19 protein-coding genes are annotated in these 24,105 nt (G+C 64.5%); 12 read left to right on the top strand and 7 right to left on the bottom strand.

Annotation, left to right across the window (positions count from 1 at the left end):
- Positions 1-638 precede the first annotated feature (638 nt).
- On the top strand, positions 639-3,734 hold the full coding sequence (locus B0T44_RS13955; RefSeq protein ID WP_077115975.1) for a replicative DNA helicase: 3,096 nt from the start codon (positions 639-641) through the stop codon (positions 3,732-3,734).
- Positions 3,735-3,777: 43 nt separating this feature from the next.
- Here the strand turns inward: B0T44_RS13955 and B0T44_RS13950 are convergent, their stop codons facing one another.
- Positions 3,778-4,719 carry a DUF5996 family protein gene (locus B0T44_RS13950; protein ID WP_077115974.1) on the bottom strand — a complete coding sequence of 314 codons (942 nt, stop codon included), beginning with the start codon at positions 4,717-4,719 and terminating at the stop codon, positions 3,778-3,780.
- Positions 4,720-4,986: 267 nt separating this feature from the next.
- Here B0T44_RS13950 and B0T44_RS13945 point away from each other — a divergent pair, with 267 nt between their 5' ends.
- The 6 genes from B0T44_RS13945 to B0T44_RS13920 all read left to right on the top strand — a co-directional run bounded on the left by B0T44_RS13945 (position 4,987) and on the right by B0T44_RS13920 (position 12,024).
- A complete protein-coding gene (locus B0T44_RS13945; RefSeq protein WP_077116187.1) occupies positions 4,987-6,027 on the top strand; it encodes a CE1758 family FMN-dependent luciferase-like monooxygenase in 1,041 nt (346 codons plus the stop codon).
- Positions 6,024-6,668 (top strand): CE1759 family FMN reductase, encoded by a 645-nt coding sequence (locus B0T44_RS13940; protein ID WP_077115973.1) that lies wholly within the window; start codon positions 6,024-6,026, stop codon positions 6,666-6,668. The genes B0T44_RS13945 and B0T44_RS13940 overlap by 4 nt, the downstream gene beginning before the upstream one ends.
- A gap of 29 nt (positions 6,669-6,697) precedes the next feature.
- Positions 6,698-8,545: a glycoside hydrolase family 15 protein gene (locus tag B0T44_RS13935; RefSeq protein WP_217697466.1), complete on the top strand. Its 1,848-nt coding sequence runs from the start codon at positions 6,698-6,700 to the stop codon at positions 8,543-8,545.
- A 133-nt stretch (positions 8,546-8,678) separates the two neighbouring features.
- Positions 8,679-9,128 (top strand): helix-turn-helix transcriptional regulator, encoded by a 450-nt coding sequence (locus tag B0T44_RS13930; protein WP_077115972.1) that lies wholly within the window; start codon positions 8,679-8,681, stop codon positions 9,126-9,128.
- 5 nt (positions 9,129-9,133) lie between these two features.
- The gene (locus B0T44_RS13925; protein WP_077116185.1) at positions 9,134-9,544 is read left to right on the top strand and encodes a VOC family protein; all 411 of its coding nucleotides are present in this window, start codon (positions 9,134-9,136) and stop codon (positions 9,542-9,544) included.
- A gap of 89 nt (positions 9,545-9,633) precedes the next feature.
- Positions 9,634-12,024, top strand: a complete 2,391-nt coding sequence (locus B0T44_RS13920) for an ATP-binding cassette domain-containing protein (RefSeq protein WP_217697465.1) — start codon at positions 9,634-9,636, stop codon at positions 12,022-12,024.
- Positions 12,025-12,499: 475 nt separating this feature from the next.
- Here B0T44_RS13920 and B0T44_RS13915 read toward each other — a convergent pair whose 3' ends face one another.
- The 3 genes from B0T44_RS13915 to B0T44_RS13905 form a co-directional block, all read right to left on the bottom strand.
- On the bottom strand, positions 12,500-13,123 hold the full coding sequence (locus tag B0T44_RS13915; RefSeq protein WP_077115970.1) for a Tellurium resistance: 624 nt from the start codon (positions 13,121-13,123) through the stop codon (positions 12,500-12,502).
- A gap of 82 nt (positions 13,124-13,205) precedes the next feature.
- Positions 13,206-14,312 carry a DUF475 domain-containing protein gene (locus B0T44_RS13910; RefSeq protein WP_077115969.1) on the bottom strand — a complete coding sequence of 369 codons (1,107 nt, stop codon included), beginning with the start codon at positions 14,310-14,312 and terminating at the stop codon, positions 13,206-13,208.
- A 210-nt stretch (positions 14,313-14,522) separates the two neighbouring features.
- On the bottom strand, positions 14,523-15,098 hold the full coding sequence (locus tag B0T44_RS13905; protein WP_077115968.1) for a TerD family protein: 576 nt from the start codon (positions 15,096-15,098) through the stop codon (positions 14,523-14,525).
- Positions 15,099-15,268: 170 nt separating this feature from the next.
- On the opposite strand from B0T44_RS13905, the gene B0T44_RS13900 reads away from it, so the two are divergent.
- The 4 genes from B0T44_RS13900 to B0T44_RS13885 are packed head-to-tail and all read left to right on the top strand — an operon-like array spanning position 15,269 to position 21,198.
- Positions 15,269-16,483 carry a hypothetical protein gene (locus B0T44_RS13900; protein ID WP_077115967.1) on the top strand — a complete coding sequence of 405 codons (1,215 nt, stop codon included), beginning with the start codon at positions 15,269-15,271 and terminating at the stop codon, positions 16,481-16,483.
- Positions 16,484-16,496: 13 nt separating this feature from the next.
- Complete coding sequence (locus tag B0T44_RS13895; RefSeq protein WP_077115965.1) at positions 16,497-17,708, top strand: HpcH/HpaI aldolase/citrate lyase family protein; 1,212 nt, start codon at positions 16,497-16,499, stop codon at positions 17,706-17,708.
- Positions 17,705-20,365: a phosphoribosyltransferase gene (locus B0T44_RS13890; RefSeq protein ID WP_077115964.1), complete on the top strand. Its 2,661-nt coding sequence runs from the start codon at positions 17,705-17,707 to the stop codon at positions 20,363-20,365. Before B0T44_RS13895 ends, B0T44_RS13890 begins: the two co-directional genes overlap by 4 nt.
- A gap of 47 nt (positions 20,366-20,412) precedes the next feature.
- Positions 20,413-21,198 (top strand): HAD family hydrolase, encoded by a 786-nt coding sequence (locus B0T44_RS13885; protein ID WP_077116184.1) that lies wholly within the window; start codon positions 20,413-20,415, stop codon positions 21,196-21,198.
- 66 nt (positions 21,199-21,264) lie between these two features.
- On the opposite strand, the gene B0T44_RS13880 is transcribed toward B0T44_RS13885, so the two are convergent.
- The 3 genes from B0T44_RS13880 to B0T44_RS13870 are packed head-to-tail and all read right to left on the bottom strand — an operon-like array spanning position 21,265 to position 23,352.
- Positions 21,265-22,023, bottom strand: a complete 759-nt coding sequence (locus tag B0T44_RS13880) for an AIM24 family protein (RefSeq protein WP_077115963.1) — start codon at positions 22,021-22,023, stop codon at positions 21,265-21,267.
- 4 nt (positions 22,024-22,027) lie between these two features.
- Positions 22,028-22,723, bottom strand: coding sequence for an AIM24 family protein (locus B0T44_RS13875; RefSeq protein WP_077115962.1), 696 nt, complete (start codon positions 22,721-22,723; stop codon positions 22,028-22,030).
- A 5-nt stretch (positions 22,724-22,728) separates the two neighbouring features.
- Entirely contained in the window at positions 22,729-23,352 is a 624-nt protein-coding gene (locus B0T44_RS13870; protein ID WP_077115961.1) for an AIM24 family protein, read from the bottom strand.
- Positions 23,353-23,530: 178 nt separating this feature from the next.
- Here B0T44_RS13870 and B0T44_RS13865 point away from each other — a divergent pair.
- Positions 23,531-24,105, top strand: a 575-nt coding sequence (locus B0T44_RS13865; RefSeq protein ID WP_139795325.1) for a TerD family protein, incomplete at its 3' end; no start/stop codon positions are given.

The raw sequence follows: 24,105 nt of genomic DNA, 5'->3' as shown, positions 1-24,105 counted from the left end.
ATGCGAGTGTGGTCTTCGGCTGTTCCCTTCTGGACCGCCTCGGGGTGCGGTAGCTAAAAGTTAGCTATATCCGGCGGTGTCCGCTGTCGAGTGCACGTGGCGAGCATGCGCTGGTTTGTCTTGCACGATTTATCCACAGGATGTGCATGCTGTGGATCACCGGCGAAACCGACCGACCGTATTGTGATCTAGGCCATATCTGTTCGTTATGTCGTTAACTCAACACGCCCGGCTGTTCATCTGAACCGACACGCCGAGACTTGTTTTATCCACATATCCACAGCCAGGGAAAGGTGTAGCTATCTGCGCCTTTGCCGAAACGCGCCTGCGTTCTCCCCAAGTTATCCACAAGGGGTGCACATCGATCGGTTAACTATCCACAAGTTATCCACAGGTCTGTCCACAACCCCGTTTGGTGTGTGGATGGATGGTCGCTTAGGTTCGTCGCAGCACCGTGCTCAGCACCGCAGTGACGGCACGGCTCGGCGGCTGCCAGGGGTGGTAGCTGGATCGGCGAAAGCGCCGGTCGAGCGGCCAGAAACCGGGGGCTGAGCACCTGCCGAACATGTCGTACTCGGGGAGTACAACAAGTCGTCAACAGGGTGAGCCCGGTCCGAAGGAGAGGACAGTCGAGTCTGATGGCAGTCGTCGATGACCGTGGGCACACGGACTACCCGCCGGAACCGCCGGGCGAGGACTTCGGCCGGCAGCCACCGCATGATATGGCGGCCGAACAGTCGGTGCTCGGCGGCATGCTGCTCAGCAAGGACGCCATCGCCGACGTCGTCGAGGTGATCCGTCCCGGTGACTTCTACCGCCCCGCCCACCAGGCCATCTACGACACCATCCTCGACCTGTACGGCCGCGGCGAACCTGCTGACCCGGTCACCGTCGCCGCTGGCCTCGACCGCCGCGGCGAACTCAAACGCATCGGCGGCGCCCCCTACCTGGTCACCCTCACCCAAACCGTCCCCACCGCCGCCAACGCGGGCTACTACGCCGAAATCGTCGCCGAGAAGGCGATCCTGCGCCGTCTGGTGGAAGCGGGTACCCGCATCGTGCAATACGGCTACGCGGGCGCCGACGGCCAAGACGTCGCGGAGGTCGTCGACCGCGCCCAAGCCGAGGTCTACGAGGTCACCGAACGCCGCACCAGCGAAGACTTCCTCCCCCTGGAAGACCTGCTCCAGCCCACGATGGACGAAATCGACTCCATCGCCAGCCGCGGCGGTATCTCCCTCGGCGTCCCCACCGGGTTCACCGAACTGGACGAGGTCACCAACGGCCTGCACCCGGGCCAGATGATCATCGTCGCCGCCAGGCCTGGAGTGGGCAAAGCACTGGCTCTTGATACCCCCCTTCCCACACCCACCGGCTGGACCACCATGGGCGAGGTCCAGGTCGGCGACGAACTCCTCGATGCTCGGGGCAGACCCACTAGTGTCGTCGCCGCGACCGAGGTGATGATGGGCCGCCCCTGCTACGAGGTCGAGTTCTCCGATGGGGCGGTAATCGTCGCCGACGAGCAGCATCAGTGGATCACTGTCGCTCGCGCTGATGGTCCTTGCCCCAGCGTGCGGACAACCGGTGACATCGCCTATAGCCTCCGGACTGAGGACGACAAGCTCAACCATAGTGTGCTCGAGGCCGGGACCTCCGTCCCACGGCGCATTGTGGATGCCCGCAAAATCGACCCCGTGGCCGTGAGGTGTGTCGAGGTGGGCAACAGCGCTCATCTCTACCTTGCGGGCGCGACCATGGTGCCGACGCACAACTCCACCCTCGGCATGGATTTCATGCGCAGCGCATCTATCCGGCACGGGCTGGCCAGTGTGATCTTCTCGCTGGAGATGAGTCGGACCGAGATCGTCATGCGGCTGCTGTCGGCGGAGGCGAAGATCAAGCTCGGGGATATGCGGTCCGGGCGGATGAGCGATGACGACTGGACGAAGCTGGCGCGGCGGATGAGCGAGATCAGTGAGGCGCCGCTGTTCGTCGACGATTCACCGAACCTCACCATGATGGAAATCCGGGCCAAGGCGCGGCGGCTCAAGCAACGGCACGACCTGAAACTCGTTGTGGTCGACTATCTCCAGCTGATGACCTCCGGGAAAAAGGTCGAATCCCGGCAGCAGGAAGTCTCGGATTTCTCTCGGAACCTCAAACTCCTGGCCAAGGAATTGGAAGTTCCGGTAGTCGCAATCAGTCAGTTGAACCGCGGCCCGGAACAGCGAACTGACAAACGTCCTCAGGTTTCCGACCTGCGTGAATCGGGTTGTCTGCCCGCTTCGGCGCGGATCCTGCGGGCTGATACAGGCGGTGAGACGACGCTCGGTGAGTTGCTTGCCACTGGCGAACAACCGCTGGTGTGGTCGCTTGACGAGCGGATGCGCATGGTCGCCCGCCCGATGGTGAAGGTGTTCCCCAGCGGCCAGAAGGAAGTGTTCCGGGTGCGCCTGGCCTCGGGACGCGAAGTCGAAGCCACCGGAAACCATCCCTTCCTGACTGTAGACGGATGGATCCCGCTGGAGCGCCTCACAATCGGCGATCGAGTCGCCACACCACGATCCGTGCCGGAGCCAGTACACACCATGCGAATGGTGGACGCCGAGGTCATTCTGCTTGCGCATATGATCGGCGACGGGTCCTGTGTGAAACGCCAGCCCATCCGCTACGCCAGTATCGACGAGGAAAACCTCGCGGCGGTGACGGCAGCGGCTACCCATTTCGGGGTGACAGCTGTCCGCGACGACTACGCGGCGGCCCGCGTCACCACCCTGCGGCTGCCTGCGCCGTACCGCCTCACCCACGGCAAGCGGAACCCGATCGCTGCCTGGCTCGACGATCTCGGGTTGTTCGGGCTGCGCAGCTACGAGAAATTCATCCCGCAGCAGGTGTTCGCTTTACCAAACGATCAGGTCGCCCTGTTCCTGCGGCACCTGTGGGCGACGGACGGCTCCGTCCGTTGGGATGTCAAGGGACGCCAGGCACGTGTTTACTACGCGTCGACCAGCCGCCGTCTCGTCGATGATCTCGCCCAGCTGCTACTTCGGCTGGGAGTGCACGGGCGGATCAAGCAGGTGCCTAAGTCCGGCTACCGCGACTGCTGGCACTTGACGATCGACGGTGCGGACAACCAGACCATCTTCCTCCGCGACGTCGGCTGCCACGGAGTCCGTGGCGTCGCCGCCGAAAAGGCACTCGTCGAACTCGCTCCGATGGCTCGCAATACCAACGTCGATACTGTGCCGAAAGAAATCTGGTCTCAGGTACGGACCCTTCTGGCGGCCAAAGAGATCACTCATCGCCAGTTCGCGGCCGCGATGAATTCGCGTTTCTGTGGTTCCGCCATGTGGAAGCGTTCACCCAGCAGGGCGAGGCTTGCCAGGGTCGCACAGGCCCTGCAGGACGCCGATATCGAGATGTTCGCGACAAACGATGTCTTCTGGGATCGAATCGTCGAGGTCACCTCTCTCGGCGAGCAAGATGTATACGATGGCACAGTTCCAGGAACAAATAATTTTGTTGCACAAGGGGTTTCTTTGCATAATTCCCTGGAACAAGATGCCGATATGGTGATTCTTTTACACCGTCCCGACGCTTTTGAACGCGACGATCCGCGTGGTGGTGAAGCAGATTTAATTCTCGGAAAACACCGAAACGGCCCGACCGCCACAATTACCGTCGCTCACCAATTGCATTTGTCGAGGTTTGTGGATATGGCTCGCGGCTGATCGGAACGATGGTTGCAGCGAACATGCCGATGGCCATACATTGTCATGCGCGCGTTTGTTGCTCCTTCCAGCGGTCGGGGTGGTCTTCGAGCGCAGCACGGTCCCAGTAGGCATGGATCGCCGCCGCTTCGTAGGTAGCCTGCAGGAATTCGAGAAGTACCTCATCGGGGTCGGCTGCCTGCCGCACGACTTCGTACGGCAAGAGGTATTCACCGAGATCCTTGCTGTAGTAGGCCTCGGAAGGGCCGACGGGGTGATCGGCGAACCCGTCGGGTTCTGGGTAGGCGTAGGCATAAAAGGCGCCCTCTTCACCGCCGCCGGGAAAGAAACCGCAACTGCTCAGCTCGCGTGAGTACCCTTCCACCATTACCCAGTCACCGACATTGGGGGCGCCGCCGGGATGGCGCGGAGCCCCACGGCCGGAAAACCGGGTGCACGCGAGATCCATGGCCCCCCAGAAGAAATGCACCGGGCTTACTTTTCCGACGAAACGAGACCGGAACCGGTTGATTACCCGGTTGGCCTGGAGCAGTTGGCGCCAGAACAGATGTGCGGCGTCCGGGTCGTACGATGCGTGCTCGACATCCTCGGCGAACCGCAGCGCCGGGTCGACCTCGTTGGGGCGCGTCTGGATGCGTGTATGGAAGCCTAATTCGTCTAATGCGTTCATGATTTGCGAGTAGAATTCTGCCACCGATTTCGGTTCGAGGCGCACGGTCCGGGTTGCGCCAGTGCTGCTGCGTATCAGCAACTTGTGATCGATGAAATCGAACTCGATGTCGAAGGCTTCGGCCTCATAAGGAATTGTCGACGTCGTCAAGCCGCGCGGAGTCACATACAAGGTGATCTGCCACCAGTGATTGACCATGGGTGAATGAGCAAGCCGGACCTTGCCGACGATCTGGGCCCACAGATGTAGTGTGTCCCGCGTCGGAGCCCAGTCATCGACCCGCAGGCTGGGCCATACATCGGTCTGCTGCGCCATCGATCATCACTCCTCAGCGTCGGCGGTTAGTGCTGTTCGCGAGGTCGGGGATTGCTCGTCGGTCCAGTTGTCTGCCCCGGCTGAAGTGCCCACGATTCGCAAGAGGAAACCCGAGACGGTAATTGACGCATCAACTGTTTACCTGTGGTGTGCCGGGGCGTAGGGTCTTCACCAGCCGCAGTCGATAGATGCCGACTCGCTCAGGGTGGTATGAGCACCGGGCATGCCCGTAGTGGACAACTAACCAGGGGAGCTGCGTTGACTGGTCTGCAATGCGGGATCTTCACGGTCGGGGATGTCACCGAGGACCCGATGACCGGCCGCACACCCACCGAGGCCGAGCGAATCCGGGATACCGTGTCTATCGCGAGGAAGGCCGAGGAAGTGGGATTGGATGTCTTCGCCACCGGCGAGCATCACAACCCGCCGTTCACTCCGTCCTCGCCGACCACGCTGCTGGGGTATATCGCGGCGCAGACCGAGCGGATCATCTTGTCCACGTCGACCACATTGATCACCACCAACGACCCGGTGAAGATCGCGGAAGACTTCAGCGTATTGCAGCACCTGTCCGGTGGCCGGGTCGATGTCATGCTGGGACGTGGCAATACCGGGCCGGTCTACCCCTGGTTCGGCCAAGACATCCGGGCTGCCATTCCATTGACAGTCGAGCACTACGGCCTGCTGCGTCGGCTGTGGCGAGAGGAGGTCGTCGACTGGAACGGTAAGTTCCGTACGCCTCTACAAGGTTTTACTTTGGCGCCGCGACCATTGGATGGCGTGCCGCCGTTCGTTTGGCACGGATCGATCCGTACTCCTGAGGTCGCGGAGCTGGCTGCCTATTACGGCGACGGTTTCTTCGCCAACCACATCTTCTGGCCTCCGTCGCACACCAAACGGATGGTGCAGTTGTATCGACAGCGGTTCGAGCATTACGGGCACGGCAGCGCCGATGAGGCGATCGTAGGACTCGGTGGGCAGGTGTTCATGCGACCCAACAGCCAAGACGCAGTCGAGGAGTTCCGCGGTTCGCCGCAGCAGGTGATCGACCGAACCCTGGGTTTCCGCGAATATGCCGGCGACTACCAGCGACAGTTGTTCTTGATCGACCACGCCGGTTTGCCACTGAAAACTGTGTTGGAGCAGCTCGACCTCCTGGGAGAGGAGGTTATCCCAGTGCTGCGCAAGGAGTTCGCGGTCGGCAGACCGGAGCATGTGCCCGATGCCCCGACCCACGAGACACTGGTGCAGGCCGCGGCCGGCAGCGATACCGACCTCTCGAGTAGCACGGAGGATCAGACGCCATGACCAAGCTTGCGGTAATCAGCTCAGGGCTGCGAGAACCGTCCTCCACTCGATTGCTGGCTGATCGGATCACTACGGCGGTCGAGGCGGCGTTGGCCGGCAAGAACCTGACGGTGGACGCTTCGGTGATCGAACTGCGGCATTGGGGGCGAGCGATCATGGACACCATGCTGGCCGGGTTTGCCCCGCCGGAATTGGAGTCGATCTTCGACACCGTCGCCGCCGCCGACGGACTGATCGCAGTGACTCCCGCATTCAATGCCTCGTTCAGCGGGTTGTTCAAGTCGTTTTTCGACGTATTGCCCGAAGAGAGTCTGTCAGAGATGCCGGTGCTGATCGCTGCGACCGGCGGAACAGAGCGGCATTCGCTGGTGCTGGAACATGCCTTGCGTCCGATGTTTTCGTACCTGCATGCCATCGTGTCGCCCACGGGGGTCTATGCGGCCACCGATGACTTCGGCGCGAGGCAAGGCACCGCCGAACTCTCCGAGAGGATCGGGAAAGCCGCTGCCGACTTCGCTCGGCTGCTGCAAGCGTGCGGTCCTCGCACTCGTCGCGATGTGTTCACCGAGGAGTTGACCGAGATGGAACGTCTCCTCGTCGGCTGGCAGCCCCATGCCGATGGCACCACCGTCGAAGACTGACACGCCGACCCGCACCACACACCGCAGCCATGCCTGTGAACACCACACCGATCGCCGACTACGCCCTGCTGTCCGACCGGCGCACCGCCGCGTTGGTGAGTCGCAGCGGGTCGGTGGATTGGCTGTGCTTGCCGCGCTTCGACTCGCCCTCGATATTCGCTCGGCTGCTCGATGTGCACGCCGGAACTTTCGCGGTGCGTCCTGCCGACTCCGACGCCGAGATCACCCGTCGTTACCTTGACGGCACCATGGTGTTGGAGACGACGTTTACCACTGCTACCGGCACGCTGGTGTTGCACGATGCGCTCGCCACCGGCGCTTCCGATGACCCACACCAGTTGGGTGCCGCCGCACCGCGGATGCTGGTACGTTCCCTGGCCTGTACGGCAGGCGAGGTGGAGATCAACGTCGAGTTCACCCCCCGTCCCGAGTACGGGATAATCATGCCGCTGATGTCGGCTGTCGACGGTGCCGTACTGGTGCGCGGCGGAGCCGACATTCTGCTGCTGTGTTGCCCGATTCCACTCGACATCGCAGACTCGGACGCCAACGGCCGATGCGATATGCGAGAGGGCGAACGGCTTGCTCTCGGCTTGCTGCACCGGACTACATCGGAACCGTTCCCGGAACCGCTCTCAGCAGACCAGCTCGACGCGGCGCTGCAGGCGACGGTCGACGCCTGGCGGTCGTGGTCGCAGACCCATCAAAGCTACCAGGGACCGTGGCAGGATTTGGTGCACCACAGCGGGCGGGTCTTGCAGGCCTTGACCTACCAGCCGACCTGGGCGGTGGTGGCCGCGCCGACCACTTCGCTGCCAGAAGAAGCTGGTGGTCGACGCAACTGGGATTACCGGTATTCCTGGGTGCGAGACGCGAGCTTCACCCTCGATGCGCTCTGGGTCGCCGCCTGCCCGGACGAAGCCGAAGAGTTCTTCGACTACCTCGCGGTCAGCTCTGCAGCGCAACTACACGTCGACGAGCCGTTGCAGATCATGTTCGGCATCGGCGGCGAGCACGATCTGTCCGAACGCGAGCTCGGCCATCGCGCCGGTTGGCGCGACAGCCGACCGGTGCGGGTGGGCAACGGCGCGTGGAACCAGCGGCAGATCGATGTTTACGGCGAGCTGCTCGGCGCGGCGTACCGCCTCGTCGAGCAGCTCGACCCAGACCATCCGCATGCCGCCACCGGGCGCAAGTTCCTCATCGGCTGCGCCGACGCCGCCGCGCTCCGGTGGCGAGAAGCCGATGCCGGCATCTGGGAGATACGCGGGGAACCCCAGCATTTTCTCTACTCCAAGCTGATGTGCTGGGTAGCGCTTGATAGAGCGATCGCCATGGCCGACGCTCTCGGTGCCTGCGACAGGATCGAAGCCTGGCAGGCGACTGCCGATGAGATCCGTGAGCAGATCATGACCCGAGGCTGGAGCGACACGGTCAGCTCGTTCACTCGAGCGTTCGGCAGTGATGCCCTCGATGCTTCAGCTTTGATGATCCCGCTGGTCGGCTTCCTGCCCGCCGACGACCCGCGAGTGCTGGCCACCATCGACACCATTGCCGAGGGTCTCACCGACTCTCGCGGGCTGGTCTACCGCTACCGCACCGACCTCGACACCGATGCCGACGGACTCACCGGACATGAGGGCACCTTCTTGCTGTGCACATTCTGGTTGGCTCAGGCTCTGGCCGCCTCCGGCCAGGTCGCGAGGGCCCGCACGGTATTCGAGCGCGCCATCGGATACCTCAACGACGTGGGGTTATTGTCCGAAGAGGTGGACGCGGCCACCGGTGAGCTACTGGGCAATTTTCCGCAAGCGCTCAGCCATATCGGGCTCGTCAACGCGGCCTGGGCCATCGCTCTAGCCGAAGAGAGCAGCTGAACCCGATGGCGTGACCGGTAAGACCCGCCAAGATCGCCGGCTCCGCACCGGTGGCAGCTCTCGCCTCGAACGATCTCGGCCTGCTGGCCGCCAACGCTGGGCAACTCTCGGATGACGTGGCACGATCACGCAGATGACCAGTAGACCTACCCCGGACCAGCATCTACGTGACCTCGCGCGGTTGCGTCGTGTTCGGGATCGGATCGACCGTGAGTATGCGCAGCCGTTGGATGTCGAGGCGCTGGCTCGTGATGCGCATATGTCGGCCGGGCATCTGAGTCGCCAGTTCCGGCTTGCGTACGGTGAGTCGCCGTACTCCTATCTGATGACGCGGCGTATCGAGCGTGCGATGGCGCTGCTGCGGCGGGGTGATCTGAGCGTCACCGAGGTGTGTTTCGCGGTGGGGTGTGCGTCGCTGGGGACCTTTAGTACTCGTTTCACCGAGTTGGTCGGTGTGCCGCCCAGCGTGTATCGGCGTGAGGCGGTGCGGGCGACGGCGGGAATACCGTCCTGTGTGGCGAAACAGGTGACCAGACCGATCAGGAATCGAGAAGCGCCTGTGCCCGCGCAACGCTTAGCGTGACTGCCATGGATATCACCATTCACTCGAGCTTCCTCCCGCACGACGATCCGGATGCCGCCCTGGGGTTCTATCGCGACCTCCTCGGCTTCGAGGTGCGGAAAGACGTCGGATACAACGGGATGCGTTGGATTACGGTCGGTCCAGTCGGCCAGCCCGGCACGTCCGTTGTTCTGCATCCACCCGCCGCCGACCCTGGCATCACCGACGACGAGCGCCGCACCATCACCGAGATGATGGCCAAGGGCACCTACGGCAGTATCCTGCTCGCCACCAAAGATCTCGACAGCACCTTCGAGAAGCTGCAGGCCGGTGACGCCGAGGTCGTCCAGGAGCCGACCGAGCAACCGTACGGGGTTCGCGACTGCGCCTTCCGCGACCCCGCGGGCAATATGGTCCGCATTCAGGAACTGCGCTGACCCGTCAGCATGACCTGAGCATCCTGCAGGGGAAGCAGCGTAGTTGCCGCGAAAGGCGGCCCCGCCCGACAGATGGAGACACGATGAGCATGGCCACGAGGACGGACACCCTGTCGCCCGCCCCGCATGTTGCCGACAGTCACGATGCGATCCGCGTGCACGGTGCGCGGGTGAACAATCTCCGCGATATCAGCATCGAGATTCCGAAGCGCCGGTTGACGGTGTTCACCGGTGTCTCCGGCTCGGGTAAGAGTTCGCTGGTGTTCAGCACGATCGCCGCGGAGTCGCAGCGGTTGATCAACGAGACCTACAGCTCTTTCGTGCAGGGTTTCATGCCGACGTTGGCGCGGCCCGAGGTCGACGTACTGGACGGGTTGACCACAGCGATCATCGTCGATCAGCAGCGGATGGGTGCCGATCCCCGCTCCACGGTCGGCACCGCAACCGACGCCAACGCCATGCTGCGCATCCTCTTCAGCCGTCTCGGGCAGCCGCATATCGGTCCGCCCAGCGCGTTCTCCTTCAACACCGCCTCGGTCCGGGCGAGCGGGGCGATCACGGTGGAACGCGGTGCGAGCAAGACCAGGGCCACGAAGGCGACGTTCTCCCGCACCGGCGGTATGTGTACACGCTGCGAAGGTCGCGGCGCGGTCACCGATATCGACCTGACCCAGCTCTACGACGACTCCAAGTCGCTCGCCGATGGTGCGTTCACCATCCCCGGTTGGAAATCGGACAGCTTCTGGACGGTGCGGGTCTATGCCGAGTCGGGTTTCGTCGATCCGAACAAGCCGATCCGCGAGTACACCAAGAAGGAGATGCACGACTTCCTCTACAAGGAACCGGTCAAGGTGAAGGTCGATGGGGTCAACCTCACTTACGAGGGGCTGATCCCGAAGGTGCACAAGTCGTTCCTGTCGAAGGATCCCGACGCGCTGCAGCCGCATATTCGTGCGTTCGTGGAGCGGGCGGTCACTTTCACCACCTGTCCCGAATGCGATGGGACCCGGCTCAGTGAGCTGACCCGCTCCTCGCGGATCGGCGGGATCAATATCGCCGACGCCTGCGCGATGCAGATCAGTGACCTCGCCGAATGGGTTCGCGGTCTGGATGAGCCGTCGGTCGCGCCGTTGCTGGCCGCGCTGGTACATACGCTCGGCTCGTTCGTGGAGATCGGGCTGGGTTACCTGTCGCTCGACCGGCCGTCGGGCACGTTGTCGGGCGGTGAGGCGCAGCGCGTCAAGATGATCCGCCACCTCGGTTCCTCGCTCACCGATGTCACCTATGTTTTCGACGAGCCGACGATCGGGCTGCATCCGCACGATATTCAGCGGATGAACGACCTGCTGTTGCGGCTGCGTGATAAGGGCAACACGGTGCTGGTCGTGGAGCACAAGCCGGAGACGATCGCGATCGCCGATCATATCGTTGACCTCGGCCCCGGCGCCGGTACGGCGGGTGGCACGGTCTGTTTCGAAGGCTCTGTCGAGGGTTTGCGGGCCGGCGACACCATCACCGGCCGGCATTTCGACGACCGGGCGTCGCTGAAAGAAACGGTGCGCACGCCCACCGGCAAGCTGGAGATCCGTGGCGCAACCACCCATAATCTGCAGGACGTCGACGTCGATATCCCGCTCGGGGTGCTGTGTGTCGTCACCGGTGTCGCCGGCTCCGGCAAGAGCTCACTGATTCACGGTTCCATCCCCGCCTCAGCGGGCGTGGTGGCGGTCGATCAGGCACCTATCCGCGGCTCGCGTCGGAGCAATCCGGCGACCTACACCGGGCTGCTCGACCCGATCCGTAAGGCGTTCGCGAAGGTCAACGGCGTGAAACCGGCGCTGTTCAGCGCCAACTCCGAGGGCGCATGCCCTACCTGCAACGGTGCCGGTGTGATCTACACCGATCTGGGGATGATGGCCGGTGTCGCCACGGTCTGCGAGGAGTGCGAGGGGAAGCGGTTCCAGGCCTCGGTGCTGGAATATCACCTCGGCGGCCGCGATATCAGTGAGGTGCTCGCGATGTCGGTGGCCGAGGCCGCGGAGTTCTTCGGCGCCGGTGAGGCGCGTACCCCGGCCGCGCATAAAATCCTCGAGCGGCTCACCGATGTCGGGCTCGGCTACCTCAGCCTCGGCCAGCCGCTCACTACGTTGTCCGGTGGTGAACGGCAGCGTCTCAAGCTGGCCACCCATATGGCCGACAAGGGTGGCGTCTACATCCTCGACGAGCCGACCGCAGGCCTGCACCTCGCCGATGTCGAACAGCTGCTCGGCCTACTCGACCGGCTCGTGGATTCCGGTAAGACGGTGATCGTCATCGAGCATCACCAGGCGGTGATGGCGCACGCCGACTGGATCATCGACCTGGGCCCCGGCGCAGGTCACGACGGCGGCCGGATCGTCTTCGAGGGCACCCCCGCCGACCTCGTCGCCGCCCGCTCCACCCTCACCGGCAAACACCTCGCCGCCTACATCAGCGCCTGACAGAGGAATACCTGTCACCTTTTCGTGGGCCCTTATCCAAGGCCTCGGCCACCAGGCTCGGTATGACTTCTTGCCCCCTGTCGGACGCATTACTCAGGGATGGTGCCGTCGAGCGCTGGTGGGTGCCGACGGATCGCTGGTGGGGACAAGGTCGAACACAGGTCTCTTCGTAACGTGGGCGTCAGTCGCCGACGCTCGATCGGGGCGGGGCAAGCGAAGATCGAAGGGCATAGTGCACCTGAGCAACACCCCTTCCGCTCTCCCGAACTCTGCCCGGCGCGCGGTCCGGCTCGCGTTTCAGCCCTCGCAGCTAGAAGCGCCGGTGCGGATGAATGTCCGACCCTCGCTGGGAGCGCCGGTGCGGACGAACGTCCGACTCTCGCGCATGCGCCCAGGCGCAAGTCGTGAGGGCTGAAACGCGAGCCACCAGGGGACCGCAAACCTGCCGCGCCGGAGTCGCGGCCATGGGATGCACCTATTTATGTGCTGTGTTCCAGGTGATGCCCCACCGGTAGGCGGAGTCGATATCGCGTTGGGTGCCGTCGATGTAGTGCACTTCCCGCTGCACGGTGATGCCTGCGCCTTGGTTGTGTAGTAGCGCGATGACGCAGGAGCGTGCTCCCGAAACCGGCGAGTCGAGCCGTACTTCGATGTTCGGTCCCCAGGTGGGGAATATGGTGGCGACGGCGTCGGCTGCAGCCCAGTTGGGTGTGCCCTCGTAGCGGAACGCGAAGATGAGGATGCGCCGGAACAGTTCGGGCCGGGCCAGGTCGATGTGTAGGTTCTCGCCCTGGGCTCGTTCGCCGGATCGGTCGTCGGTGTCGAGGGCGATATGCGGTGACGTTTGCAGGGAGCCGAAGTTGTCGCCCGCGGCTTGGATGACGCCCTTGTTGCCGTCGGTGAGTTCGTACAGGCAGCCCAGATCCAGGTCTACGGGCTTGGTGCGGCGGAAGAGGCCTTTCGATCTGGTGGACCAGTTCAGGTTGACCTGCACAATGCCCTGTGGTTCGCCGGGTTTGGTGAGGTTGATCGTCGGTGTCGCCTTGGTCAGGCTGATTGTGCCCGGGCCGGTTTCGTGTTGGGTTCTGCCGATCGCCATGGGCGTCGTCCCCCTCGGAAATGAGCGCGGCAGCGGCCGGGAGGCCGCTGCCGCTGAAGTTTTCGGTTGCGTTCGCCGGGGGTCAGCTTACCGGGGTCTTCTCCGGTTCGCTGCTGGGCAGTTCCGCACCGTTTTCTTTGCGGTTGCGCAGGACGCTGGAGATGAATGCGGCGCCGATGAACGCCACACCGATCAGGCCGGTGATGAGCTCGTCGACATGTACACCGATCGAGACCAGCAGGATCAGCGCGAGCGCACCGATCGCCCAGTGAGCGCCGTGCTCCAGATACACATACTCCGACAGGGTGCCCTTGCGCACCAGGTACACGGTGATCGATCGGACGAACATGGCGCCGATGAGGCCGAGGCCGAGCGCGATGATGATCGGGTCGGCGGTGATGGCGAACGCGCCGATCACACCGTCGAAGGAGAACGAGGCGTCGAGCACCTCGAGGTACAGGAACAGGAAGAAGCCGGCTTTACCGGTCGCTTTGACCAGCTCGGACGGGCCGGACTTTTCTTCGTATTCCTCGGTGTGGAACATCGAGCCGAGCCCGTCGACAGCGATGTAGGTGATCATGCCGAGCAGGCCTGCGACGAGGACGGTGGCGCGTACATCGTCTGGGGCGAGGAATTCTGCGGTGAGCACCAAGCCGGTGGCCGCGACGACCACCGAGACCATATCGAGCTGGCCCACCTTGGCCAGCGGCTTCTCCAGCCAGCTCAGCCAGGTGATGTCGCGGTCTTCGAAGATGAAGTTCAGGAACAGCAGCGCGAGGAACATGCCGCCGAACGCCGCGATCTGCGGGTGCGCGTCGGTGAGCAGGGTCTCATAGCTGGGGCTGCCGTCGGGGAAGTGAGATGCGTCGTTCGGTGGCGGGTTCAACGCCAGATCCAGGGCCTCGACGGGGTTGAGGCCCGCAGTGATCCAGACGATCGCGAGCGGGAAGACCAGCCGCATACCGAATACGGCGATCAGGATGCCGATGGTGAGGAAGATCTTCTGCCAGAACTCGCTCATCCGTTGTAGCACGGTGGCGTTGATCACGGCGTTGTCGAACGACAGCGAAACCTCGAGAATGCCCAGGATCAGGCAGAGCACGAGGGCGGTGGGGCCGCCGTACAGGAACGCCACCACCAGGGAAAGTATCGTGATGGCGAAGGATAGTCCGAATATGCGCAGGACCACGCTGGGACCTTTCGTGTGCGGCGGCCGGACTTCGGTCGGTGTCCGGGCCGTATGAGCGAAACTTACTCGGTCGGCGTCGTCGGCGACTCATCACCAGCGTCGTCGCCGATCCGCTGGTTTGCCACGCGCACGCAGGTTGGGAGTGGCGGCGCGTGCGAAAGGGGGCTCGTCGCCGAGCCCCCTTCATCCCCCGAAGGTGGGTTCGTTGCCTCAGACGTTCACACCGTAGTCGCGGGCGATACCCGCGAGCCCGGAGGCGTAGCCCTGGCCGATGGCGCGGAATTTCCATTCGGCACCGTTGCGGTACAGCTCACCGAACACCATGGCGGTTTCGGTGGAGGCGTCTTCGGTGAGGTCGTAGCGGGCCAGTTCCTCGTTGTTGGCGCGGTCGACCACCCGGATGTAGGCGTTGCGCACCTGGCCGAACGACTGCTGCCGAGTGTCGGCTTCGTAGATGGACACCGGGAAGAAGATGCTGTCGATGGTGGGCGGGGTGTTGGCCAGGTCGACGTTGATGACCTCGTCGTCGCCTTCGCCTTCACCGGTGGTGTTGTCGCCCACGTGTTCGATGGTGCCTTCGGGCGAACGCAGGTTGTTGAAGAAGACGAAGTGCTGGTCGGATACGACCTTCTTGTCTGCTCCCGTAGCGATCGCGCTGGCGTCGAGGTCGAAGTCCGTACCGGTGGTGGTCCGCACATCCCAGCCGAGGCCGACGGCGACCGCGGTGAGGTTCGGCGCCGCCTTCGTCAGCGAGACATTGCCGCCCTTGGACAAACTGACACCCATGCGGGATTCCCTTTCGATAGTCGTCTGTGCTTCCCAGCATGTCCGAATCGCCGGGTACGGAATACGACAGTAGTAGGTTTCGGTGAACTTGCGTAGAAACCCGTGCCAGGCCCACTTGACCGCGGCCTCTCGTACGGGTCTGTCCTCTGGGTATCTCATACGATCGGGTCGTGGCGGGTCGTAGGCGTGGTTGGTTCCGGTCGTCGGGCGACGACGGGTGGATCGAACAGGCACGTCAGGCTTTGACGTCGGCGTTTCTGGATATGGACCGACGCCAGTCGGTGGCTGATTCCGCTACGCACGCGGCCGAGCAGATCTTTCCCGAGCATGGTCTCGCGCAGCGCTGGGAGCCGCTGCGGGCGCGCTGCTATGGCGCCGCGGAAGCGTATTTGAATTTGACCGAGGAACTGGACGCGGCCGAGCGCACGGGTGTGCCTGCGGGCGGTCGGGGGCGCGTCGACGAGGTGGTGCGGCAGTTGACCGCGGCTGCGCGGGGAGTCGACGAGTACTACCACGGTAACCGGGCCAGGTTGGAGGAGGCTGCCGCGGTGCTCGCTGCGGTGCCGCGGCTGGCGGAGCAGGTGAAGGTCGCGGCTGCAGCGGTTCGCGGGCAGGCAGCCGAATCGGAATTCGCGCATTATCCGTCGGTGAGCGGCGCGGCGGCCGCCGTGGATGAGGCTCTGGTCACACTCGAATCGTTGCCGCCGGATACGCAGGCGGGGGCGGTGCGGGCGGCGTCACATGAACTCGACGCTGCGGCCGAGGTGTTGGCGGAAGCGTTGGCTGCGGCCCCTTCTCGGGCCGGTGCCGCGGCGAACGCGCTCGCCTCTGTGGCGACCAGGATCGCGGCGGTGCGGACCAGGGCAGAGGGGATCGGTCCGGCGATGTCGGCGTTGCTGCGTGAGTTTCATGCTGCGAGTTCGGCGGATCTGGCTAACAATGAGCGAGCAAGCGAGCGTGACATAGCCGCCGCAGACGTTGCCCTTGGCCGGGCGCGCGCCGCGGCGGCCGACGACAACCCGGAGTTGGCCCTTGAACTGACCACTACCGCGCGTACCCATCTGGCGGCCGCCGAGGAGCAGGTCGATGCCGTCACCAAGCGGCTGTCGGTGTTGCGGGCGGTCCGGGCGAACCCTCAGGAAAAAGCCGAGGCCGTACGATTCCGGCTGCGGGACGCGCAGATGCTCGCGGTGGGCCGGGGGCTCACTGCCGAATGGGGCTCGGTGCTGGATGCGCAGGTGGACCGGATCGATCGGATCACCGGGACGCTGTCGGGACGTAATCCCGACTATTGGGCCTACGTGACGGAACTGGATGCCATCACGGATTTCATAGCTGGCGTGGTGGAACGTATGAGAAGAGAACCGGGATCACGACAAGGATGAGGGTGGGGAAACGATGACCGCCGGCATCGCCGTCCAGCAGGAGATCTCCCTGCACAAGCGGGTGCCGCGACGCCATTTCCGGCAGTTGCAGGGCCCGGACGCGAGGACTCTTTTCTTCCGTCAGCCCGAGCCGTTCACTGATCACGCCGACCGGGAGCTGCTCGCGGTTGCGCTCGGCGCGACGCTGTATGTGCCTGCGACCAGAGCGGATCTGCCTGCGACGATCAGCAGAAGGTATGCGCGCGGGGTGTGTTCGATGGTTATCGATCTGGAGGACGCGGTCGCCGACCATGAGGTCGAGTTCGCCAAGAAGCAGGTGGTGCGCACCCTGGATGAGCTGGCGCTCGGTCTGGATCCGAATCCGCTGTTGTTCGTGCGGGTGCGTGACGCCGACACCGTCAGCGAGATCGTCGAGCAATTGGGCGCGGGTGCGGAAGTGCTGACCGGGTTCGTGTTTCCGAAGTTCGACAGTGCTTCAGGGCCGAAGTACCTGGCCGCGTTGGATGCGGCGGGGGCGCGTTCGCCGCGTCCGCTGTACGGGATGCCGGTGCTCGAGTCGCCGGCTCTGGTGCACCGGCAGACCCGCGATCAGGAGTTGACACAGATCGCGGCGTTGCTGGCCGAGTACCGGGAGCGAGTGCTTGCGGTGCGGATCGGCGCGACCGACATGTGCTCGACGTTCGGTATCCGCCGCGATCGCGATCTGACCATCTACGACGTGCGGGTGGTCGCGGATGTGATCGCCGATATCGTGAACTATCTGGGCCGCGCCGACGGCAGCGGTTTCGTGATCACCGGCCCGGTGTGGGAGTACTTCGCCGATCATGAACGGATGTTCCGGCCGCTGCTGCGTAGCGCGCCGTTCGAGGAGTCGGATGCGGTGCCGTTCCGCAAATATCTGGTCAGCCGTGACCTGGATGGTTTGCTGCGGGAGATCACGTTGGACCGGGCCAACGGCATCCAGGGTAAAACGGTGATCCACCCGTCGCATGTGGCGGCGGTGCACGCGCTGTCGGTGGTGACGCATGAGGAGTATTCGGACGCCCTCGACATCCTGCAGGTCGATGCGGGTGGGGTGGCCGCGTCGGGTTACCGGAACAAGATGAACGAGATGCGACCGCATCGCAGCTGGGCTCGGCAGACTTTGCTGCGGGCGCGGGTGTTCGGGGTCGCCAACAAGGGAGTGTCGTTCGTGGATCTGCTGTCGGCGTTGGTGACGGTATGAGCTCGACGGCGTCTCGGGCCGCTGATTTCTGGGCGGCCCGGAATCTGGGTATCGAGCTGTGCCATGAGCAGTCATACCGAGCCGGTATCGAACCGGACGCGCTGCCGGCCGAATTGTCCGTTACGGATCTGATTCAACCCGGCCTGCGCCGCAATAAGCGGCGCGCGCATCTGCTGGTGTCGACGGTGCTGGGTAAACATCTACCGACCGAGCCGCGGGTGGTGCTCGATGCGGGTAACCGGCTCGGTGACCTGGTGCGTGGTGTGCTCGGCGACCGTGACGCGGTGGTGCTGGGTTTCGCCGAAACCGCTACGGGGCTCGGCCACTGTGTCGCCGCGCGGATCGGGGCTGCCTGCTATCTGCATTCGACACGCCGGTCGGTGCCGGAAGCGGTGACCCTCACCGGTTTCGAGGAGGGGCATTCGCATGCCACCTCGCATCTGTTGCAACCCGCGCCCGCCGATATCTTCACCGCCGATCTGCCGTTGGTGCTGGTGGACGACGAGATCTCCACCGGTGCTACGGCGATGGATGCGGTGCGCGCCCTGCATGCTTTCGCGCCGCGCGAGCATTATGTGCTGGCGTCGCTGGTGGATATGCGTACCGAGGACGACCGAGAGCTTTTCGCTAAGGCCGCCGCGGAACTCGGGGCGCGGATCGACACCGTCTGCCTGGCGGCGGGGCGGACGCTGCTGCCCGATGACCTGGTAGACACGGTGGTTGGCCTGCCGCAGATCGAGCTCAACCCGGTCGCGGCCGCCCGTGGTGGTTTCGGCAGGCTCGACCTGCCCTGGCCGGAGGCGGTGCCGGAGGGCGGCAGGCACGGGTTTCTGTTTTCGGACACCGCCGCTTTCGATACCGCGGTCGCGGCTGCCGCGGATGCGCTACGTCAGCGGCTGGCCGCCGATCACCCCGGCAGGCCGGTGATTGTGCTCGGGCACGAGGAACTGATGTATCTGCCGTTGCGGTTGGCGGTGGCGCTGGCGGAATCGGGGGTGCCCGCGCGCTACCAGACCACCACGCGGTCGCCCGCTTATGTGCTGGACGACCCCGGTTATCCGCTGCGGCGCGGGTTCTGTTTCACCGCGCCGGAACCTGGCGAGGAGCAGCCACGTTACCTGTACAACGCGCACTGGACGGCGAACCTGTTCGCATCCGAGGACGGCGCCCAGGGACCGGCGCTTGACGGTGTGAGTGCAGCGGCTGGCGGAGTCGGGCAGGAACCTGACGCGCTCGATCCGGTGTTGGTCGTGGTCATCGATACCCCTGCCGATACCGACCTGCTGCGGTCCGACGGCGGGTTGATCGATGTGCTGACCGCTTCCGGCGCCCCGGTGCTGCTCGCTGTTGTCGCCGGTGCGAGCCCGCGGCTGTTGATGTCGGCGCGGGATAAGTTGCTCGGTGCGGTACCACAGGCGGAGCCTGGTTCCGCGAGGCTGGATGCATCGCCGGGATCGGAGCTGCGGTGCGCTGCTACGAGTGCTTCAGCGCGCGCAGATGTGCTCACAGCGGGTGCGAATTCCCGGGTCTCGGTCACGCCTCAGCTGCCCGGTCCGCTCTACGGTCCGGAGTTCGGGTCGTATGCGCGCGCGGATGTGGCGTGGTTGCTGAAAGATCTGTCCGATGCCGCTCTGGAGGCCGACGTCGCCTCTCGCGAGAAGCGCATTCAGGCCGGGTTGGCGCATTACGCTGAGTCTTTGCCGATCGAATATCAGCCGGACGCGCACTATCGCGAACTGTTCGAACAGGTGCTGGCCGATAGTGCGCAGCGGCTCGCGCTGGCCGTGGGAGCGGTTTCCGAACTCGTTGTCGCCGAACGCGGTTCCGATATCGTGCTGGTATCGCTGGCCCGAGCCGGTACACCGGTCGGGATCCTGATGCGACGGTGGTTGGCGCGGGCCAAAGGCCTCGATATCCCGCATTACGCGGTTTCCATTGTGCGAGACCGCGGTATCGATGCTGTCGCCCTGGATTATCTGGCGCACCATCACGATCCGGCGTCGATTGTGTTCGTGGACGGCTGGACCGGTAAGGGCGCCATCACCAGGGAACTGTCGGAGGCGCTGGCCGCCTATCATGCTGCGGGCGGCCCGCGCTACAACGACGATCTAGCGGTACTGGCCGACCCCGGTTACTGTGTGCGCACCTACGGCACCCGTGACGATTTCCTGATCGCCTCGGCCTGCCTGAATTCCACGGTGTCGGGGCTGGTTTCGCGGACCGTGCTGAATCGGGAACTCATCGGCCCCGGTGATTTCCACGGCGCGAAGTTCTACTCCGAACTCGCCGCCGATGATGTGTCGGCCCGGTTGATCGACACCGTCGAAGGCGCTTTCGATGCGGTAGCAGACCGGGTGCCGGGCCAGGTCGAACAGATATCGACCGGTGATCGGACACCGACCTGGGCGGGTTGGGCATCGGTGGAGCAGGTGCGGGCCGAATATGGGATCGGCAGCGTGAATTTCGTGAAACCCGGCGTCGGCGAGACGACGCGGGTGCTGTTGCGCCGGGTGCCGTGGCGGGTCCTGGTTCGCGAGGCGGATGCCAGCGAGCATGCGCATATCCGGTTGCTGGCGCAGGCGCGCGGTGTCCCGGTCGAGGTCGTCCCCGACTTGGCTTATTCGTGTATGGGTTTGATCAAGGACGTGCAGCAGTGACGGATCCCGGGAAACAGCTACTGGTCGCCACCGACCTCGATCGCACGATGATCTACTCCCGCGCTGCGTTCCGCGCGGCGGAGGTGGAAGCGGTGTGTGTGGAGTACCTGGATGGCGCGCCGTTGTCGTACATGACAACCACCGCCGAGAATCTGCTGCGCGATCTCGCGCTGACCGCTGTCGTCGTGCCCACCACCACGCGCACCATCGAGCAGTTCCAGCGCATCCGGTTGCCCGGTGAGCCGTGGCGGTATGCGATCACAAGCAACGGCGGGAACATCCTGGTCGATGGTGTGCCCGACCTTCGCTGGCGCGAGACGATCGATGCCGCCGTGCACGTCGACGGCGCGTCGCTCACTCAGGTCGCCCATGCGTTGCGGGCCCGTATCGACGACACCTGGGTCACCAAGTTCCGCTTCGCCGACGACCTGTTCTGCTACCTGGTGGTCGACCCGACGGCCGTCCCGGCCGGTTTTCTCGCCGCATGGGACGACTGGTGCCGTCCCCGCGGCTGGTCGGCCTCCCAACAGGGCCGCAAGATCTACACCATGCCGATGGCGGTGTGCAAGAGCCGTGCGGTAGCCGAAATCCGCGAGCGCCTCATCGGCGAAGGCGCACTCGACCCGGCGGCCACCACCCTCGCTGCCGGTGACGGCGCCCTCGACGCCGAAATGCTCGCCGCCGTCGATGCCGCCATCCGGCCCCGGCACGGCGAACTCGAACAGCTCGGCTGGACCTGTCCGGGGCTCACGGTCACCGACGCCGACGGTATCGTTGCCGGTGAAGAGATCCTGGCCTGGTTCGCCCGATCCGGGTCGGCTGTTCGAGTCTGAGCGGTACCTACCTGTCCGACGGCGCGGGCTTTACTCGGTGGCCTGGCCTACGAACTTGTCAGCCGGTCAGTACTGCTGGCCCTGCAGTTGCTGGGCGATCACCCCCTGCAGGCGTTGCAGGCCGGGCACGGTGATTCCGCTCTGCAGTTGCCCTTCGATGGTGCGGACCAGGGCGGAATCGCTGAGCACCTTCTCACTGGACTGGATGAGGACGGTGCCCGCGCCGGTGAAGTCGAACTGGCGTTCTTCGCCCGAGTTCACACCGAACGCGGCGGCGCCCGCGGCGAGGAAACCGGACAGCCAGCGCTGGTCGTAGTGGTGGCTGGGGGACGGGCAGTCCGCCCAGCCGACCAGCGATTCCGGGTCGACGCGCAGCGGTGGTTCGGCGAAGAGGACCGGGCCGTTGGAGGAGGCGAGGAACTTGCCGGTGCCGATGAGGGTGAGGAAGCCGGGCACGATGGATTGTTTCAGCGCCAGCTCCGGTTCGAAGGCGAGCAGGTTGGCGGCGCGGATGGTGAGGTTGCCGTTGTCGAGGTCATAGGAGTTGATGTCGTAGCCGCGGTCCCCGATGATCAGCTTGCCCTGGCCCTCGGCGACCACATAGTCGCCGGTGAACAGCGGAGCCGAGAACTGTTGCGACACCATATGCATCAGTTGGCCGCCCAGCCCGTGGGTGAGCAGCTGGAACCGCATCTGACCGTAGTAGGCGATCATCGCGCCCTTGCGCATGAACCACGGTTTGTTCAGATCGATGCAGTAGGCGTAGCTGTTGCCGGGGATGTTGTCGCTGTCGCCCAGGGTCATCGGGCTCAGAATCTGGCTCATCGGGTCACAACTTCTCTTCGGAGGCCTGCACGTACACCACGCCCTGTCCGACGCACTGCAGCTGCATCGCTTCGCCGGACCCGCGGCCGACGGCATCGCGCCAGCTCACCGCCGTTTTCAGTTCGGTCTGCACATTGCCGTAGGCAGCGACGAACGCCTGCGGGTCGACAACGATCGGATTCGGCCCGCCGACCTGGAGTTCCAGAAAACCGCCATGGGCGAGCAATACGGCGCTGCCCTGTCCGGAGAGCTGGGTTGTGAACATGCCCTGCCCGGTCAGCGCGCCGGACGCGGCGCCGCGCAGCGCGCCCATCAGCCCACCGCCTCCGCCGCCCCCGCCGGAACCGGTCACCGACACCACCGAACTCTGCAGACCGGCGGTGTAGCCGAGCAGCCGCGACGCCTCGACCCGCAACGTGGCACCGGGCTGCATATGCACGACATGCACTTCCAGCCCGGCGAAACCGTAATGCACTTCGCCGTTGCCCTGGGCCAGCATGGTGCGCTGATGTTCGCCCGCCATCATCCGGCCCGCCATCCGCACCAGACCGCCTGCGCCCATCCCTTGCGAACCCGGAATCTCATGCGGTGCGAAGGAGATACCGCCGGTGTAGAACAACATGCCGCCGCTGCGGGCGACCACACCTCCGGCCCTACCGACGTCGACCTTGACGACCTTCGAATTGATCTGTTCGAACATGATCCCTACCGTTCCGCCGGCTGGATCGACACCACGCCCTGGCCCTCCCAGCGCAGCGAGAACGCTTCGCCGGCATCCTGCCCCACCACGGTGCGCCAGGAGACATCGGTGACGAACGACTGGTTCAGGTTGCCGCGTGCGGCGACGAACGCCTGCGGGTCGACCACCAGCGGGAACTGCGGGGTGACCTCCAGGTGTATCAGCGGCCCGCCCGCCGACAGCAGCGCAGCCTGTCCCTGCCCGCTGACCGTCGTGGTGAACAGGCCCTGCCCACTGGAGGCGCCGCGCAGGCCGGCGAACCGCACATCGGTGCGCAGGTTGCCTGCGAATGCCAGCAGCTGCTGTGATTCGACCTGCAGCGTCTCGTTGTTCAAGTCCACCACGGTGACGTACTGGCCGTTGACCGCCAGGAACACCCGCCCGTTGCCGCCGCATTCCATCAGCGACAGTTTCTCTCCTGTCGCACGGCGTTTCAGTCCGGCGAGCACGCCGTCGCCGCCGCCGAAACCGGCGGATTTGAACTGCACATTTCCTTCGTAGGCGACCATAGACCCGGAGATCGCGCGGATACTTGTGCCCGCGAGATGAGCCTCGATCACCTTCTTCGACTGTTCGAACAGTTGCGCCATGGGGGAAGTCAGCCTGCCGTCGCGTATGCCATCCGTCGCGGTCACCCTAACCGATATCCGCGACACGGCTTAACTCGTCAACCGTGCTGTGCGGCGGCTGACGATTCGACACGATCCGTGGTAGGCACGTTTCTCGTAGAGTGGCAATCGAACGTACACGACAAGCGAAGGGTCTAACTTGTCCGCAACACTCGCCAAGGGGCAGAACGGTCCACTGGCCACCAACGATGTGGTTGTTTCCATTCAGTTGACGGCGCAGGCGGATCTATCTGCGCTACTGGTCACCGAGCAGGGCAAGGTACGGTCCGACGCCGATTTCGTCTTCTTCAACCAGCCAAGCGGTCCCGGCGTGAACCTACAGCCCGCGCCCCCCGGGCAGCCCGCCTCGCTCGCCGTGTCGTTGAACGCGGTACCCGCCGATATCGACCAGATCCGCGCGGTCATCACTCTCGACGACCCGAACACCAACTTCGGCCAGTTCGCCCCACCCACCGCCTATGTTTCCGACCAGGCGGGAAACCAGTTGTATGAGTACCGGATCGAGGGGCTGAACACCGAGTCCATCGTTATCGCGCTCGAACTGTATCGCCGTCAAGGAGCGTGGAAGGTACGCGCGGTCGGACAGGGGTACGCGGGCGGTTTCGCCGCGCTGGTCACCGACCACGGTGTGACGGTGGACGATGCGCCCGCCGAGAACCAGGCCGCGCCCGCGCAGGCAGCGCCGGTGCCGCCGCCCCCGCCGCCCGCGCCCGT

Source organism: Nocardia donostiensis, from assembly GCF_002081715.1.
Classification (GTDB): domain Bacteria; phylum Actinomycetota; class Actinomycetes; order Mycobacteriales; family Mycobacteriaceae; genus Nocardia; species Nocardia donostiensis.
This window is presented reverse-complemented; position numbering and strand designations above follow the sequence as displayed.

Bases quoted from the DNA above. Each gene is read 5' to 3' on its own strand.
- B0T44_RS13950 (WP_077115974.1), bottom strand. From the start codon at position 4,719: ATGGCGCAGCAGACCGATGTATGGCCCAGCCTGCGGGTCGATGACTGG.
- B0T44_RS13935 (WP_217697466.1), top strand. From the start codon at position 6,698: ATGCCTGTGAACACCACACCGATCGCCGACTACGCCCTGCTGTCCGAC.
- B0T44_RS13915 (WP_077115970.1), bottom strand. From the start codon at position 13,123: ATGGCGATCGGCAGAACCCAACACGAAACCGGCCCGGGCACAATCAGC.
- B0T44_RS13875 (WP_077115962.1), bottom strand. From the start codon at position 22,723: ATGTTCGAACAGATCAATTCGAAGGTCGTCAAGGTCGACGTCGGTAGG.
- B0T44_RS13885 (WP_077116184.1), top strand. From the start codon at position 20,413: ATGATCTACTCCCGCGCTGCGTTCCGCGCGGCGGAGGTGGAAGCGGTG.
- B0T44_RS13880 (WP_077115963.1), bottom strand. From the start codon at position 22,023: ATGAGCCAGATTCTGAGCCCGATGACCCTGGGCGACAGCGACAACATC.
- B0T44_RS13895 (WP_077115965.1), top strand. From the start codon at position 16,497: ATGACCGCCGGCATCGCCGTCCAGCAGGAGATCTCCCTGCACAAGCGG.
- B0T44_RS13955 (WP_077115975.1), top strand. From the start codon at position 639: ATGGCAGTCGTCGATGACCGTGGGCACACGGACTACCCGCCGGAACCG.
- B0T44_RS13890 (WP_077115964.1), top strand. From the start codon at position 17,705: ATGAGCTCGACGGCGTCTCGGGCCGCTGATTTCTGGGCGGCCCGGAAT.
- B0T44_RS13870 (WP_077115961.1), bottom strand. From the start codon at position 23,352: ATGGCGCAACTGTTCGAACAGTCGAAGAAGGTGATCGAGGCTCATCTC.
- B0T44_RS13905 (WP_077115968.1), bottom strand. From the start codon at position 15,098: ATGGGTGTCAGTTTGTCCAAGGGCGGCAATGTCTCGCTGACGAAGGCG.
- B0T44_RS13940 (WP_077115973.1), top strand. From the start codon at position 6,024: ATGACCAAGCTTGCGGTAATCAGCTCAGGGCTGCGAGAACCGTCCTCC.
- B0T44_RS13925 (WP_077116185.1), top strand. From the start codon at position 9,134: ATGGATATCACCATTCACTCGAGCTTCCTCCCGCACGACGATCCGGAT.
- B0T44_RS13930 (WP_077115972.1), top strand. From the start codon at position 8,679: ATGACCAGTAGACCTACCCCGGACCAGCATCTACGTGACCTCGCGCGG.
- B0T44_RS13920 (WP_217697465.1), top strand. From the start codon at position 9,634: ATGGCCACGAGGACGGACACCCTGTCGCCCGCCCCGCATGTTGCCGAC.